General features: G+C 44.9%; 14 protein-coding genes and 1 riboswitch. Of the genes, 13 read left to right on the top strand and 1 reads right to left on the bottom strand.

The window, feature by feature from the left end:
• Positions 1 to 149 precede the first annotated feature (149 nt).
• The 13 genes from WMO28_RS12465 to WMO28_RS12405 all read left to right on the top strand — a co-directional run bounded on the left by WMO28_RS12465 (position 150) and on the right by WMO28_RS12405 (position 15,601).
• Positions 150 to 1,139 carry a hypothetical protein gene (locus WMO28_RS12465; RefSeq protein ID WP_349057156.1) on the top strand — a complete coding sequence of 330 codons (990 nt, stop codon included), beginning with the start codon at positions 150 to 152 and terminating at the stop codon, positions 1,137 to 1,139.
• Complete coding sequence (locus WMO28_RS12460; RefSeq protein WP_178643927.1) at positions 1,136 to 2,281, top strand: ABC transporter substrate-binding protein; 1,146 nt, start codon at positions 1,136 to 1,138, stop codon at positions 2,279 to 2,281. Before WMO28_RS12465 ends, WMO28_RS12460 begins: the two co-directional genes overlap by 4 nt.
• A 74-nt stretch (positions 2,282 to 2,355) precedes the next feature.
• The gene (locus WMO28_RS12455) at positions 2,356 to 3,375 is read left to right on the top strand and encodes an iron chelate uptake ABC transporter family permease subunit (protein WP_178643929.1); all 1,020 of its coding nucleotides are present in this window, start codon (positions 2,356 to 2,358) and stop codon (positions 3,373 to 3,375) included.
• A gap of 2 nt (positions 3,376 to 3,377) precedes the next feature.
• Complete coding sequence (locus tag WMO28_RS12450) at positions 3,378 to 4,478, top strand: ABC transporter ATP-binding protein (RefSeq protein ID WP_349057154.1); 1,101 nt, start codon at positions 3,378 to 3,380, stop codon at positions 4,476 to 4,478.
• 187 nt (positions 4,479 to 4,665) lie between these two features.
• Entirely contained in the window at positions 4,666 to 6,447 is a 1,782-nt protein-coding gene (locus WMO28_RS12445; protein WP_349057153.1) for a DUF1002 domain-containing protein, read from the top strand.
• 312 nt (positions 6,448 to 6,759) lie between these two features.
• Positions 6,760 to 7,962, top strand: coding sequence for a class I SAM-dependent rRNA methyltransferase (locus tag WMO28_RS12440; protein ID WP_349057152.1), 1,203 nt, complete (start codon positions 6,760 to 6,762; stop codon positions 7,960 to 7,962).
• A gap of 65 nt (positions 7,963 to 8,027) precedes the next feature.
• Positions 8,028 to 8,441 carry a hypothetical protein gene (locus WMO28_RS12435; protein ID WP_178645495.1) on the top strand — a complete coding sequence of 138 codons (414 nt, stop codon included), beginning with the start codon at positions 8,028 to 8,030 and terminating at the stop codon, positions 8,439 to 8,441.
• A 1-nt stretch (position 8,442) separates the two neighbouring features.
• Positions 8,443 to 9,291: a DUF5685 family protein gene (locus WMO28_RS12430; RefSeq protein WP_178645496.1), complete on the top strand. Its 849-nt coding sequence runs from the start codon at positions 8,443 to 8,445 to the stop codon at positions 9,289 to 9,291.
• Positions 9,285 to 9,932 carry a DnaJ domain-containing protein gene (locus tag WMO28_RS12425; RefSeq protein WP_178645497.1) on the top strand — a complete coding sequence of 216 codons (648 nt, stop codon included), beginning with the start codon at positions 9,285 to 9,287 and terminating at the stop codon, positions 9,930 to 9,932. Before WMO28_RS12430 ends, WMO28_RS12425 begins: the two co-directional genes overlap by 7 nt.
• Positions 9,933 to 10,032: 100 nt before the next feature.
• Positions 10,033 to 11,019 (top strand): diaminopimelate dehydrogenase, encoded by a 987-nt coding sequence (locus tag WMO28_RS12420; protein WP_178645498.1) that lies wholly within the window; start codon positions 10,033 to 10,035, stop codon positions 11,017 to 11,019.
• 332 nt (positions 11,020 to 11,351) lie between these two features.
• On the top strand, positions 11,352 to 12,848 hold the full coding sequence (locus tag WMO28_RS12415) for an N-acetylmuramoyl-L-alanine amidase family protein (RefSeq protein ID WP_349057151.1): 1,497 nt from the start codon (positions 11,352 to 11,354) through the stop codon (positions 12,846 to 12,848).
• A gap of 317 nt (positions 12,849 to 13,165) precedes the next feature.
• Complete coding sequence (locus tag WMO28_RS12410) at positions 13,166 to 14,632, top strand: NlpC/P60 family protein (protein ID WP_178645499.1); 1,467 nt, start codon at positions 13,166 to 13,168, stop codon at positions 14,630 to 14,632.
• A gap of 183 nt (positions 14,633 to 14,815) precedes the next feature.
• Positions 14,816 to 15,020, top strand: a riboswitch (cobalamin riboswitch).
• A gap of 266 nt (positions 15,021 to 15,286) precedes the next feature.
• Positions 15,287 to 15,601 carry a cysteine-rich small domain-containing protein gene (locus WMO28_RS12405; protein ID WP_178645500.1) on the top strand — a complete coding sequence of 105 codons (315 nt, stop codon included), beginning with the start codon at positions 15,287 to 15,289 and terminating at the stop codon, positions 15,599 to 15,601.
• Between the two features lie 206 nt (positions 15,602 to 15,807).
• Here WMO28_RS12405 and WMO28_RS12400 read toward each other — a convergent pair whose 3' ends face one another.
• Positions 15,808 to 16,545 (bottom strand): PHP domain-containing protein, encoded by a 738-nt coding sequence (locus WMO28_RS12400; protein ID WP_178645501.1) that lies wholly within the window; start codon positions 16,543 to 16,545, stop codon positions 15,808 to 15,810.
• Positions 16,546 to 16,800: the final 255 nt, after the last annotated feature.

The raw sequence follows: 16,800 nt of genomic DNA, 5'->3' as shown, positions 1-16,800 counted from the left end.
CTTCCGGGCAGATTGCTATTGAAAACAGCGGTTCAGGAGAGTACTGCATGAGACAGGAGCTTATGGAGTGCTTTCCTGAAATGCTGTATATACAAGAAAAATGCTTCATATTAAGAAAATGTTTTACATAAGGAAGGGAGAAACTAATTATGAAAAAACGTTATGTAAATTTGCTTCTTGCAATGGTAAGTGCATCTGCCATGATGCTTGCATCTGTGCCGGTAATGGCAAAAGATGATTCCGCAAAGACAGAATCCAGTGAAGATGCCAAGGCAGAGGACGAGAAGGAGACAGATACTGCCAAAGAAAGCACACTGGAGGATGGTACCTACCAGGCAGAATTTGATACAGACAGCAGTATGTTTCATGTAAACGAGGCAAATGACAAGAAGGGAACACTGACAGTAAAGGATGGAAAAATGACCATTCACGTAAGTCTGGTTTCCAAAAAGATCGTAAATCTTTTCCAGGGAACAGCAGAGGATGCCGAAAAGGACGGAGCCGAGATTATTGAGCCGACCACTGATACTGTGAAATACAGCGATGGTTATACAGAAGAGGTATATGGCTTTGACATCCCGGTACCGGCTATTGACGAGGAGTTTGATGTGGCAATCCTCGGTGAGAAGGGAAAATGGTACGACCATAAGGTCAGCGTCAAGAATCCGGAAAAGGATGATACAGCAGCAGAAGAGACAACGGAAGCATCTGATAAAAAAGAAGAAAAATCCGATGATGCGAAGGAAGACAAGAGCACAGACAGCAAGAAATCTGCTGAAAAATCCGACGGTAAGAAGCTGGAAGACCTGAAGCTTGAGGACGGAACTTATGAAACAGATGTAACACTTGCCGGCGGTTCAGGAAGAGCAACGGTAGAGTCTCCTGCAAAAATAGAGATTAAGGACAAGGAAGCCACAGCAACCATCATCTGGAGCAGCCCGAATTATGATTATATGATCGTTGACGGCGAGAAATACACACCGGTAAACAAAGACGGAAATTCCACATTTGAGATTCCGGTCACCGTTTTTGATGCAGAGATGGAAGTGACAGCAGATACCGTAGCCATGAGTACACCTCATGAGATCGACTACACGCTGACCTTTGATTCCACATCCATGAAAAAGGCAGAAAAATGAAAAAAATAATTAAATATCTGGTTCTGACAATGCTTCTTGTTCTGGGAATGACCGTGGGAGTGCAGGCCGCAGAGACAGAACATAAACCGACAGAGATTAAGGATCTTACTTTTGATCACAGCATGGAGCTTTCTTATGCAAAGGAATTCAATGTGGATTATTACGAGGGAGGTTACGCACTGATCACTATTGATCAGGAAGGACAGTTTCTGGTAGTTCCGGAAGGAAAAGAAGCACCGGAAGGCCTGCCTTCGGATATTGTAGTTCTGAAACAGCCGATCAGCAATATTTATATGGTTGCGACTTCTGCCATGGATCTTTTTCGTGCCATTGACGGAATCGACAGCATCCATCTCTCCGGAACGAAGGAGGATGGCTGGTATATCCAGGAAGCCAAAGATGCCATGAAGCAGAAGAAGATGATCTACGCAGGCAAATATAGCGCGCCGGATTATGAGCTGATCCTTAATGAAGGCTGCGACCTGGCAATCGAGTCAACCATGATTCATCACAATCCGGAGGTGGAAGAGAAGCTGGAACAGTTCGGAATTCCGGTTCTTGTGGAGCGTTCCAGTTACGAGAGCCATCCACTTGGAAGAACAGAGTGGATGAAGCTTTACGCCGTTCTCCTTGGAAAAGAAGACCTTGCAGAAAAAGCTTTCAAGGAACAGACAGACAAGTTGGATAAGGTCCTCACAGCGGACAAGACGGATAAGACCGTAGCGTTCTTTTACATCAATTCCACAGGTGCTGTGAATGTAAGAAAGAGCGGAGATTATGTTTCCGAGATGATCTCCCTGGCAGGTGGCAAATATGTTCCGGAGGATACAGGAGCCAACGATAATGCGCTTTCTACCATGAACATGCAGATGGAAGAATTTTATGCAAAAGCGAAGGATGCGGATTATATTATCTATAACAGCACCATCGACGGAGAGCTTCAGACGATTGATGAACTTCTTGAAAAAAGCGAGCTCCTTGCAGATTTCAAGGCAGTTAAGAATGGGAATGTCTGGTGCACAGGCAAAAATCTTTTCCAGGAGACAACAGGACTGGGAACTATGATCGAGGATATTCATACCATGCTGACCAGTGACGATGCTTCTGTGGATGAGCTGACTTATATGCACCGGCTGAAATAAGATATCTGTCGAGGGCGGATCACTGTGCACAGATGATCCTGTGGAAGAAAAACACGGAAGGGGATATATAAAAAATGCACGACCGAAAAAGAACAGTCCGGTATGGGATCGCTTTTGTGATCCTTGCAGTACTTCTGATCATTTTATTCATATGGAATGTAAATTCCGGAAGTATCCATCTTTCTGTGAAAGACATTCTGAATATCATATTCCGGCATCAGGGAGATGAAACTTCCTATAATATTGTGTGGGAGATCCGTCTTCCGAGAATTCTGGCAGTTATTATCCTGGGCGGCGCGCTTTCCGTTTCAGGTTTTCTGCTGCAGACGTTTTTCAATAACCCGATCGCAGGTCCGTTTGTACTGGGAATTTCCTCCGGAGCCAAGCTGATCGTGGCACTTCTGATGATCTTTCTTCTCAGCAGATCGGTTGCGATCGGATCCGGAGCTATGATCCTTGCGGCTTTTGCAGGCTCCATGATTTCCATGGGCTTTGTGCTCCTTGTGGCAAAAAAAGTTCACAACATGTCCATGCTGGTTATCAGTGGTGTTATGATCGGATATATCTGCTCGGCGATCACGGATTTTGTGGTGACCTTTGCAGACGATTCCAATATCGTCAATCTTCATAACTGGTCACTGGGAAGTTTTTCCGGAATGACTTGGGGAAATGTGCGAACCATGGCAGTGGTGGTGCTTGTTACCATGGTGATCGTATTCTTTATGTCAAAACCCATCAGCGCATATCAGCTGGGAGAGACATATGCACAAAATATGGGAGTAAATATTAAGGCATTCCGGATTCTTTTGATCCTGCTTTCCAGTATTCTGTCTGCCTGTGTCACGGCCTTTGCGGGACCGATCTCTTTTGTGGGAATCGCAGTTCCGCACATTGCAAAAAGTCTTTTGAAGACAGCAAAGCCGCTTCTGGTGATTCCGGCCTGTTTCCTGGGTGGCGCAGTGTTCTGCCTGTTCTGTGATCTTATCGCAAGAACAGTGTTTGCCCCGACAGAGCTGAGCATCAGTTCTGTGACAGCCGTTTTCGGAGCACCGGTGGTTATCTATATCATGATTCACAGACAGCAGAGGATATAAAAATGAAATCATACTTTTTTTATACGGATCAGCTTACCGTTGGTTATGATGGAAAGCCTCTGATCCGTGAGATCAATATCAAACTGAACAAAGGAGAGATCCTGACGCTGATCGGACCAAACGGTGCCGGAAAATCTACGATCCTCAAGAGTATCACAAGACAGCTTTCCCTGATCAGCGGAACGGTATATCTGGAACAGTCAGAAATGAGCAGGATGACCAACAAGGAAGTTTCAAAGAAGCTGGCTGTAGTGCTCACAGAACGGATGCGCCCGGAGCTTATGACCTGCGAGGATGTGGTAGCGACCGGCCGTTATCCTTATACGGGAACTCTTGGAATCCTTTCGGAGGAGGACAGGAAAAAAGTCCGCAATGCCATGGAGATGGTTCATGCCTGGGACTTAAAAGACCGGGATTTTACTGCGATCAGTGACGGACAGCGTCAGAGAATTCTGCTTGCACGTGCCATCTGTCAGGAGCCGGAAATCATCATTCTGGATGAGCCGACCTCATTTCTGGATATCCGGCACAAGCTGGAGCTTCTTGCCATCCTGAAAAAAATGGTTCTGGAAAAAAAAGTTACAGTAATCATGTCACTTCATGAGCTGGATCTTGCCCAGAAGATATCCGATCAGGTGATCTGTGTTCATGGCGATCACATCGAAAAATACGGCACACCGGAGGAGATTTTTACATCGGAATATATCTGTGAACTTTATGGAATCACACGTGGAAGCTATAACGCAGAGTTTGGCTGTGTGGAGATGGAACCGCCGGCCGGAGAACCGGAGGTGTTCATCATTGGAGGCAACGGAAGTGGTATTCCCGCATACCGGAAGCTGCAGCGCCAGGGAATTCCATTTATCACAGGAGTTCTTCATACCAATGATGCGGATTATCAGGTGGCAAAAGAGCTCGCATGTGAAGTGATCACGGAGAAGCCTTTTGAGTGTATTTCCGATGCAGCTTATCAGAAAGCACTGGAAGCTATGAAAAAATGCCGGGAAGTCTGTTGCCCGCTGAAGGATTTTGGTACCATGAATGCCGGAAACCGGAAATTATTGGAAGAAGCAGAAAAAACCGGAAAATTAAAACATATATAAAAATAACGAAAGACCATTTTGCAGGTGTACAGATCAGTCTGAGAAAAAATATCTGCAGAATGGTCTTTTTATACAGAAAATTGAGACAATATAAATTACAAATATCTATATATCTGTGTTATAATATGAAACAGAAAAATGGTGACAAGATCAATAATTCAGTAAATTATATATGGAGGGAAAATCAATGAAGAAAAGAAATCTGATCGCTGCATTACTCTGCAGTGCATGCCTTGTTGCAGGCAGTGTAAATCCTGTACTTGCAGATGCATCAAAGGTTGTAACACTTGGCGCAGACCTTACTGATGCACAGAAGCAGACTATGATGAAATATTTTAATGTAAGTGCTGACCAGGTTCAGGTTATGACGATCACCAACCAGGATGAGCATAACCACCTGGATAATATCGCACCACAGTCCCAGATCGGTACCAGAACCTTAAGCTGTGCATATGTGAAACCGACACAGTCCGGTGGAATTAAAGTGCGTACCGCAAATCTTAACTGGGTAACCGGAAACATGATCGCCACAACACTTTCTACTTCCGGTGTGAAGAACTGCGAAGTTGTTGCAGCCTGCCCGATGGAGGTTTCCGGAACCGGCGCGCTTACCGGTATCCAGATGGCTTATGAGAAGGCCAGCGGACAGAAGCTGGATGAGACCAAGACCAAGCTTGCAAACGAGGAGATGGTAGTAACCGGAAACCTTGCAGACCAGGTTGGCAAGAATGAGGCAACAACGGTTGTGAACCAGTCCAAGATGGATGTGATCCAGAACAACGTACAGAACGCAGATGAGATTCAGAACATTGTTGTGAATGTTGCAGAGCAGAATAACGTATCTGTAAGCCAGGAGGAGATTGACAAGATCGTTTCTCTTCTTGAGAAGATCGCAGAGCAGGGTTATAACTACGACGATGTAAAAGATACTCTGGAGCAGGTAAATGCCAACACAACCGGTCAGGCTGATGAAGCGCTTGACGGAGAAACCAGTGATGATACGGTAGAGGTTGACGGGGACTCTTCAGACGATATTGTGAATAATGTAGATGACAGTGTACTTGGTGATGATGTCATCCAGAGTTCTACAGAGGATCCGACACTTGAGGAGGAGACTGGCGATTCCACAGACGGCAGTGATAATAATGAAACCGGAATCCCGGAAGCAACCGATGACGGAACATATAGTGAGAGTGGCACGGATGAGTCAGCAGGAGATGAGAGCAGCACAGAGGAATCCGCATCAGATGAGAGTGGTGCAGAGGAATCCACAGGCGATGAGAGTGCATCAGATGAGAGCGGTGCAGGGGAATCCACAGGAGATGAGAGCACAGCAGATGAGAGCGGTGCAGAGGAATCAGCAGGAGATGAAAGCAGCTCTGATGAGGCATCAGATGCAGCGGCATCTGACGAGACCGGAATTCCGGAAGCAACAGAGGATGCAGATTCTTCTGAGAACGAGAGCACAGATGAGTCCGCAGCTGCTGACAGCACTGAGATCGATACTTCCGTACTCAGTGAGGATGCAAAGAACAATTACGATAAGCTGGCACTTTTTGCAAAGGGAGAATATCAGGGTGATGCAGATTCTCTCCTGGCAGCAACAGAAGATACCGAAAAAATGGCAACTGTAACACTGGATGAGCAGACAGGAAAGGATCTGGCACAGATCGTTGAGAAGGACTACTATGATATTCTGAAAGACGGAACAGATTCCTATGTAGCAGACGGAACCGAAAGCTTCCAGAGTACTGAGCTGAATATGATGGATAAGAAGCTTAAGAAGCTGTTCGGTATTGACGAAGCAGACAGCACAGAGGACAGCAATGGAGAAGTTGATGAGACAGCAACACTTCTTGCGGATGTTCCACAGGAGGATAAGCAGACCTTATACAGTGATACTATGCAGTTCCTTGCCGGACTTTACGGTGAGAATACAGCTTCTGCAGATGAGTCTGCAGCAGAATAAGCTTCAGATACGATCTTCATTCTGCAGTCAGCAGATGGAAGAATGTGAAGCAGAACTATGATGAATACTTAACTGAATGATAAGAGAACCAGCACAGCAGAGAATTTGTGTATATCTTTGCTGTGCTGTATTTTTTGAGGATTTTTATAAAAATTCTGTGATTTATATTAAGGATTCGGGTAAGCACTGGAAAAATGATTTCTTCTGTGATAGAATTGTGTTTAAATCGGTTTATGAGAAGACAGCGGAAGACGGTGAGAAATAGCCGCTTTTGTCTGTCATGGGAAATGAGAAAGGGAAAAGGTAGAATTTATGAGCCTGGCAGTAGTAACATTAAAAAAAGGCGAAGGCAGATTCCTGAAATCAGGAGGACTCTGGGTATATGACAATGAGATCGCAAGCATCATGGGAAGCTTCAACAACGGAGATATCGTGCTGGTTCACGATTTTGACGGCTATCCTATGGGAAGAGGTTTTATCAATACCAATTCCAAGATCTCAGTCCGTATGCTGACCAGAGATGAACATACAGAGATCAATGAAGAATTTATCAGACAGCGCGTTCGTGACGCATGGGATTACCGCAGGAAGGTGGTAGATACCGGAAGCTGTCGTATTATTTTCGGCGAAGCAGATTTTCTCCCGGGACTTGTTGTGGACAAGTTTTCGGATGTACTGGTTGTGCAGTCTCTGGCTCTTGGAATCGACCGCCTGAAAGAAACTATCATTCGTGTACTGAAGGAGATTCTTGAAGAAGACGGAATCCATATCCGTGGTGTATACGAACGAAGTGACGCAAAGGTACGCCGCCAGGAAGGTATGGAACTTACCAAGGGATTTATCGGAGAGGAATTTCCGACGATCGTCCAGATCGAAGAGAACGGTGTCAAATATGAGGTGGATATCAAGGACGGACAGAAGACAGGATTTTTCCTGGATCAGAAATATAACCGTCTGGCGCTCCAGAGACTTTGTAAGAATGCAAAAGTTCTGGACTGCTTCACACATACAGGATCTTTTGCGCTTAATGCAGGAATTGCAGGCGCCAAGAGTGTTATCGGTGTAGATGCGTCTGAGACAGCTGTTAAACAGGCCAGACGCAATGCAGAACTTAACGGACTGGACGGAAAAGTGAAATTCATCTGTGAAGATGTTTTCGAACTGCTTCCGGAGCTGGAAGAAAAAGGTGAGAAGTTTGACGTGGTCATTCTTGACCCGCCTGCATTTACGAAATCCAGAAGCTCTGTGAAGAATGCAGTAAAGGGCTACAGGGAGATCAATCTTCGTGCCATGCGCCTTGTGAAAGACGGCGGTTTTCTGGCAACCTGCTCCTGTTCTCATTTTATGACATACGAGCTTTTCACACAGACCATCGGCCAGGCGGCGAAGAATGTACACAAGAGACTTCGTCAGGTGGAATACCGTACACAGGCACCGGATCATCCGATCCTCTGGTCTGCTGATGAATCCTATTATCTGAAATTCTACATTTTCCAGGTCTGCAATGACCGATAGTAGTTATCGGAAAAAAACAGCTGAACTTATAGCTGTGGCCGGTAAATGAAAAGGAGACAGATATTATGCGAGACAAATTTAATAAATTCATGCAGGGACGTTATGGAGTGGATGAATTTTCCAGATTTACCATGGGACTTGCTCTGGTTCTGATCATACTGACCATGTTTGTCAGCATGGTGAACCGCAGCCTTGGAAGCATTCTCGATTTTCTTGGAATCGCAGCGATCGTTTATGCATATTTCCGGATTTTTTCCAGGAACATCCAGCAGCGTTATGCAGAAAATCAGAAATATCTTCAGATGACATCGAAGCTCCGTCTTCGTTTCAATAAAGAAAAAAATCTGATGCAGCAGAGAAAAACGCACCATATTTACAGTTGTCCCGGCTGTGGACAGAAGATCCGTATTCCGAAAGGAAAAGGTAAGATCGAGATCGAATGTCCGAAATGCCACACAAAATTCGTAAAGAGGAGCTGACATGTTCGGATATGTGACAGTCAATAAGCCGGAAATTAAATTCAAGGATTTTGATATGTACCGTTCTTTTTACTGCGGTCTCTGCCGTGAACTGCGGGAACGTTACGGAATCAGTGGACAGATTTCCCTGACCTATGATATGACGTTTGTGGTTCTTCTTCTCAGCGGACTTTATGAGCCGCCGACCAGAAAAGGAAAATCCCGGTGCGCGGTACATCCGCTGAAACCACAGCCGGTTCGCAAGAATGCTGTGACAGAGTATTGTGCAGATATGAATGTGATCCTTTCTTATTATAAATGCATGGACGACTGGAAGGATGAACGGAAATATCTTCGCTATGCCTATGCCACACTTCTGAAAAACAGTGGAAAAAAGCACATGTCTGCTTATCAGGAGAAAATGCGCCGGATCAGGGAAGCCCTTGAAGAACTTTCCAGGCTGGAAAAGCAGGGGGAGACGGATGTGGATCTGGTTGCCGGCTGTTCCGGAAGGATCATGGAAGAGGTTTTTGCATTTCACGAGGATGTGTGGGAGGCTTCGTTGCGCCGAATGGGCTTTTATCTGGGGAAATTCATCTACATCCTGGATGCCTATGATGATGTGGAAAAAGATGCAGAAAACGGAAATTACAATCCGTTTCTTGAAAAATATAAGATGGAAGGGTTCGAGGCGGAGGTGCGCGGAATGCTGATTATGATGCTTTCCGAGGCATGCAGGGAGTTTGAGAAGCTTCCGATCATTCGCTATGGAGATATCCTTCGAAATATTTTGTATTCCGGCGTATGGTGCCGCTTTACAGCAATCGGTGAGAAACGCAGGGGAGAACGGGAGAAAGAAAGACAATGTTAGATCCATACAGTGTGCTGGGAGTTCCCAGAAGCGCATCAGATGATGAAATAAAAAAAGCATACCGGAAGCTCAGCAGAAAATACCATCCGGATGCCAATATCAATAATCCGAATAAGGATCAGGCTGAGGAGAAATTCAAGGAAGTCCAGCAGGCCTATGAGCAGATCATGAAGGAAAGAGAGTATGGCGGAAGTTCCGGCGGCGGTTATGGAAGCTATGGAGGCTTTGGTAATTATGGCGGTTATAGTGGTGCCGGACAGAGCACATACCAGGATGAGGAGAGCATGCGAAGGCGTGCGGCAGCCAATTATGTGCAGAGCGGCCACTATCAGGAGGCTATGAATGTGCTGAACTCTCTTGGACAGAAGAATGGCGAATGGTATTACCTTGCAGCCATGGCCAATATGGGACTTGGAAACAATGTGACAGCACTGGATCAGATCCGGGAGGCGGTCAGACAGGAACCGAATAACATGCAGTACCGTATGTTACTTCAGCGTATGGAAGGTGGCGGCGGCTGGTATCAACAGCAGCAGGATCCTTTCGGCGGAATGCCTTCCGCGGGTGGTGATATGTGTGATGCATGCTGCAGGACTATGGCCTGCGCCATGTGCTGGCCGGGTGGAATTTTCTGCTGCTGATAAAAAATGCCTGTAAGACAGATCAGGAAGATCTGTTTTGCGATATAGAGTGCAGAGGGGATTTTTCCTGTCTGCAGAAAAAAAAGAGGAGGAAATCGTTATGAGCATAAGAATTGGAATTTTAGGTTATGGTAACCTGGGACGAGGCGTAGAGTGCGCCATCAAACACAACCCGGATACAGAGTTGGTTGCAGTATTTACCAGACGTGATCCTGAAACTGTAAAGATCCTTACAGAGACCGCAAAGGTTTACTCTGTAAAAGACGCTGAGCAGCATAAAGATGAGATCGACGTTCTGATCATCTGCGGAGGAAGCGCAACAGACCTTCCTGTACAGACACCGGAGTATGTGAAATATTTCAATGTTGTGGACAGCTTTGACACACATAAGAGAATTCCGGAGCATTTTGCAAATGTTGACAAGGCAGCAACAGAGACTGGCCATGTGGGAATCATCTCCGTAGGCTGGGACCCGGGAATGTTCTCTCTGAACCGTATGTACGCAAATGCGATTCTTACAGAAGGAAACGACTACACATTCTGGGGCAAAGGTGTAAGCCAGGGACATTCTGATGCAGTCCGCCGTATCAAGGGCGTAAAAGACGCAAAACAGTACACAATTCCTGTAGAGGCAGCATTGGAGTCTGTAAGAAACGGAGAGAATCCGGAGCTTACCACACGCCAGAAACACACAAGAGAGTGCTTTGTAGTTGCTGAAGAGGGAGCTGATCTTGCCCGCATCGAGGAAGAAATCAAGACTATGCCGAACTACTTTGATGAGTATGATACAACCGTACATTTTATCTCTCAGGAAGAGCTTGACCGTGATCACAGCGGAATCCCTCACGGTGGTTTTGTGATCCGCAGCGGAAAAACAGGCTGGAACAATGAGAACAGCCATGTGATCGAGTACAGCCTGAAACTGGATTCCAACCCGGAATTCACATCCTCTGTTATCGTTGCCTATGCAAGAGCTGCATACCGTATGAACAAAGAAGGACAGAAGGGCTGCAAGACTGTATTTGATGTTGCACCTGCATATTTAAGTGCACTTGACGGAGCAGAGCTTCGCAAAAAATTCCTGTAAGAGGCAGAAGCGAAACCATTGTAAATGCTGATACAAATGCATTAATGATCATATCCCCGGAATATCTGTAAATCGCTTGGATGTTCCGGGGATATTTCTGTATATCACGGAGCGTGGCACTGGTCACAAAATGAACAGTACCCCTGGTTATAGTTATGTGGAAACTGGAAAAAAAGCGGAAAGAGTTGACGGAACGTAAAGAATGTTATATAATATGGACGTAAATTTGTAACAAATTTGTAATGAATGCTGACCGAGAGGTTGGCAGAAGCGAACGATCAGCCGGACTTCAGAAATAGTAAATATCAATTATCTATCAAAGGAAGGTATGTATGCGAAAATTAAGCAGAAATTGGAAACTTTGGGGACTTTTTTTGATCTTGATGCTTTTTGCAGCGGGCGCGACTGTACACACAACAACTACAGAAGTACAGGCAGCGACTAAGAACGGTTTCAAGATAGAGAATGGCAAGTCCTATTATTACAAGAGCGGTAAGAAAGTAAAAGGCTGGCTTACTCTCAATGGCAAGAAGTATTACTTTAATGCGTCCACAGGAGTACAGGTAAAGGGCTGGGTAAAGGATAGTAAGGGCAAACGTTATTTCTATAATGCCAACGGGGCGAAAGGTTATATGGCTACCGGATGGATTACTGACAGCAAGAAGAATACCCGTTATTTTAACAAAAGTACCGGTTATATGACGACCAAGTGGGCTACAATCAGTAAGAAGAAATATTATTTTTACAATGGTTCCGGTATTGCGGCCAAGAGTAAATTTCTTACAGATTCCAAGCAGGTGACCAGATATTTCACAAGTAAGTGTTTTATGGCTACCGGTTGGGCAACAAATTCCAAGTCACAGAAACGTTATTTTGATCCGAGCACAGGTGCGATGTATAAAGGCTTCAAAAAAATTGGCAGCAATACATATTATTTTTACAAAGGAAGCGGATATATGGCCACCGGCTGGGTGGAGAATGAAGCCAAAGGACATAAATATTATTTTGATACTTCTACCGGTGTGATGGCGACAGGTACGAAGACGATTGGCGGAAAACAGTATACATTCAGCAGCAGTGGAATTCTTCAGGTGAATAATAACCCGGGTACGGCGACTTCCACAGGAACAAAGACGATCAAAAATTTCCTGGCTAATGCGCTGAAGCCTGTGGGACAGACCTTGTATGTATGGGGTGGCGGACATAACTGGTCTGATGCGACCCGAAAGGGTGTAAGTTCCAGATGGAAAGAATGGTATAACAGCAATTCCAGTTCCTATAATTACAGATATTATATGGATCTCAGCGAGAGTACAGAGCAGAAAGGTCTTGACTGTTCCGGATATGTAGGCTGGTCTGTTTATCAGATTATGCAGAACAAATCCGGTGGAGTAATGTACACAACAGTTTCAGGAGATATCGGATCGCTGTACACAGGAAAGGGATTGGGAACTATTGTTTCCCAGGCATCGCTTGCAAGCTCAGGATATAAGCTTTATCCTGGAGATATCGGATATAATGATGGTCATACATGGATGGTTCTCGGACAGTGTGCAGATAAGAGTGTTGTAATTCTGCATTGTACACCGAATGCAGGTGTTCAGATTTCCGGTACACCGACACCAAATGGAACCTATGGAAGCCAGGCAATCAAACTTGCAGAACTTTACATGGCCAAGTATCCGGGCGCAGCTAAATATGATTATCATGAGTCAAGCGGCAATTACATTCGTAACGGAGCATATTTCAGATGGAACAGAAACACACTTTCTGATCCGGACGGATATCTGAATAAAACTGCGAATCAGATTCTTGCAGATCTGTTCTGATCTGTACAGATCTTGTGAAAAAATGAAAAAAATATGTAACAAACAAAATGGGAAAATCCTTGAGAAACAGGATTTTTCCATTTTTAATGTCGAAAACATTAATAAATGTTACAAAATTTTAAACTAAATAATAGAAAATCCTTGCAATCCAAATAACACTGTGTTAATATATACAAAGATTGAAACAAGATATTTCAGAAATATTACATGAACTGCTGACAGATGAAATAACAGCAGACATGAATAGGTAGTAGAGCGGATCAGGAATATCCGCCATATAATCAGAATTCAGAATCAGATTGCGAGGGTGAACAGTCATGAAGAAAAGAATATTATGTTTGACACTGGCGCTCATCATCAGCGGAGCACAGGTAGTCAGCGTAAGCGCAACAAGAGAAGATGAAGCAGCACTTCAGCAGGAGATGGATGCAACCAACGAGCAGTTGAATGCAACATATTCCAGACTGGATGAGCTTTCTGCACAGAAATCGCAGATTGAAGGCGAAATTTCAACTCTAGACGCGAATCTTGTAAACGTGATGGTTTCGATTCAGACGCTGGAAGGAGATATCTCCAATAAAGAAGCCGACATTGCATCTACACAGACTAACCTTGAGAAAGCGAAGAATGCTAAGGAGAAGCAGTATGGGGCGATGAAGAAACGTATTCAGTACCTTTATGAGAAAGGTGGAGATGATGCGTGGTTTCAGATGATGCTCAATGCCGAGAATCTGTCTGAGCTTCTTACGAGAGCTGAGTATACACAGAAGACATATGAGCAGGACAGAAAGAGCCTTGAGAAATATTCCAACACAATCGAGCAGGTAGCCAGCCTGGAAGCACAGTATACACAGGAGAAGGCTGAACTCGAGGGAATGAAGCAGGAATATGAGGCAGAGTCCCAGAATCTTCAGGCACAGCTGGATGAGAAACGTGCAACATCTGCAGATTATGATAATGAGATCGCTTATGCACAGCAGCAGGCTACTGATTATGCGAATCTTCTTGCAGAGCAGACAGCAGAGCTTCAGAGATTAGAGGCAGAGCGTATTGCTGCTGAGGAGGAAGCGAGACGTCAGGCAGAAGCTGAAGCGGCTGCAAGAGCACAGGCAGAGGCTGAGGAAGAAGCAAGACGTCAGGCAGAGGCTGAGGCGCAGCAGAATGAAGCAGATGCGAGCGAAGATGTTCAGTACGATGAGGACGGCAATGTGATCGAGAACACAGATGAAGATACGGATGCCGGGGAAAATGAAGATGTTCAGTATGATGAGGATGGCAATGTGATAACAGATGAGTCCGGTAATACTGATGGTGATAATACAGATACAGCAGAAGACAATGCTGATTACGATGAAGGCGGAGAAACAGCAGCAGATGCGTCAGAGGATAATTCAGAAGATACTTCTTCTGACAGCGAAAGCTCTTCTTCCTACAGCAGCGGATCCGGTTCATCTGTTGTAGATTATGCAACACAGTTTGTAGGTAATCCGTATGTATGGGGCGGAACAAGCCTTACCAACGGTGCAGACTGCTCCGGTTTTGTGCAGAGCGTATATGCGAACTTTGGCGTAAGCCTTCCGAGAACATCGTATGAGCAGCAGAATGCAGGTACAGAGGTATCTTACGCAGATGCACAGCCAGGAGATCTGATCTGCTACGGCGGACATGTTGCTATCTATATGGGTGACGGTCAGATTGTTCATGCTTCCAATTCCCAGGATGGTATCAAGGTCAGCAATGACGCTACATACAGAACAATCGTATCTGTAAGACGTCTCGTATAAGAAAAAAGAGACAGATAAATATCAGCCTGAATTAAGAAATACAGCAGCCCGGTGAAAAGCCAAAGCAATTCATCGGGCTGTTTTTGCGTGATTTTATATATTGTTGAAAAACTTCAAAAAAATAAGCAAATGGTATTGACACAGAATTAACATGGTGTTATTATAATGTCAGTATAATTCCATATTGAACATAGCAAGTGCTGAGGGTGTCTGACAGTTATCTGATAATTATCAGAGACCAGCAGAAAAGGGAATCAGGTGAGAAACCTGAGCGATCCGGTCACTGTAACGGAGGAGCGAATCTCAGAATCCATTGTACGTAAGTATGAGAAGGAGAGAGGAGCGATGATCCCGGAGCCAGGAAACCTGCTTGTTATGGCGAGGTTAAACTTCCGTGTAAAGTGTAACAACCATTTCAGGGACTCCGCACCCCTGGAACGTTGTCTACTTTTTTACGAGAGTAGGCATTTTTTTATGGAATGCGCCTGTTCATATGAATTATACATGATTAAATGGCAGGCGATACTACTCCGGATACATTCGTTCCCTCCGCGCACTCATGAACGGATTATATTTCTACCCCGGGGTGGCATCGCTACCTCTTTTTTTATGGGAAAAATCATGAGTGCATAACCTTGGGAGGAGGTTGTGGTCATGGCAAAACCATATTGGGAGGGCAAGGAATTTTCTTATTACAGTCATAAGAAATGTGAGTATTTTCCATGCCATACGGGAGCAGACCCGGACAATTTTAACTGCCTGTTCTGCTATTGCCCGTTATATGCGCTGGGAGATAAATGCGGCGGTAATTTCCGGTTCCTGGACAGCGGCATCAAGGACTGCTCCAGATGTAAGCTTCCACACAGAAGAGAAAATTACGGATATATTACAGGTAAGTATAAAGAACTTGCAGATCTTGTGCGTAAGCAGAGAGAGAATACGGAAGAGAATGTGAAGAAACCGTATTAAGGTATGATAAATATAAGAAGTGGGTATATAAAAGCCAGTGTTGACGAGGAAAAATGTCGACCTGGCTTTTTTGATGCGTTAAAGAATACGAAATATGCTGCAGCATCAAATGAAAAGAGCCGGTACTGACAAAAAAATGTCAGCCTGGCTCTCACAGGACTATTGGAAAATCAGTACAGGAAGCTGCTGAAATTTTTTGCAGAGATTTACAATTGTGAAAGAACAGAATCTTCATGCGTCTGCAAAAATACCTTCAGCCGTGGAAGTTGATTGTTCAGGATCAGACGCTCCGGAAACATGGCCTGATGAACAAAATCAGCAGCATATGTAAAGTCGCCGATGTGTTCCGGCCCGTGGCTGTCACTGGAAAGAAGCAGCGGGAGATCATATTTGCGGCAGCAGCGCAGGATCTCGAAACAGTTTTCTCTGGTATCCCCGCGATATCCGTAAGGCGCCAGGGATGCTTCGTTGATCTCAAAGATCGTGCCGGTTGCTTTTGCGGCTCTGGCAAGGATATCATAATTAACAGGATAATGAGTATTATCACTATGTCCCAGGATCTTGACACAGGGATTTTTCATTACATTGATAAAAGCTTCAGTGTTCTCGTTACGGGTACCACAGCGGTAGTTCCAGCTGTGCATGCTGGCGATTGCATAGTCAAGTTTACCTAATAATTCCTGATTCAGATCTACGGTGCCATTCCGGTCAAGAATGTTCAGCTCGATCCCGTAGAGAAGCTCAACTCCGAAATGCTCCTTCGGAGAGTAGGTGAGACTGCGGAAATAAGAAGAAGTTCCGGCAGCCAGCGTTCCGGGACCGTGATCCGTGATGCCAAGAAGACGGAGCCCTTTTTTTGCGGCAGCCCGCGCCATGTTGGTGATCGTGCATTCCGTGCCATGTCCGCTGGCAATGGAATGGGTGTGCATATCGGAAAGATACATAAAAATACACCTCTTTTACAGTTCGTTTCCTGTATTGGGAACGGATATGTTTTCTAATGAATTCTGATAAAACAAGTATGGCAGAGTGGAAAAATAAAGTCAATAGAAAAAATCTCAATTACACGAAAAACAAATAAAACTCACAGAATTCAACCTACAAAAACCACAAAAACGGCAAGGAATACATGTTGGATTTCGTTGACATCAAAGTGGGGGTAAGGTATAATGAAAGTACATGAGCACATAGCCGGACAG

It is taken from the genome of Blautia aquisgranensis (genome assembly GCF_040096615.1).
GTDB lineage: Bacteria > Bacillota > Clostridia > Lachnospirales > Lachnospiraceae > Blautia_A > Blautia_A aquisgranensis.
Note: the sequence above shows the minus strand (reverse complement) of the source record. Positions and strands in the feature narration are given on the sequence as shown.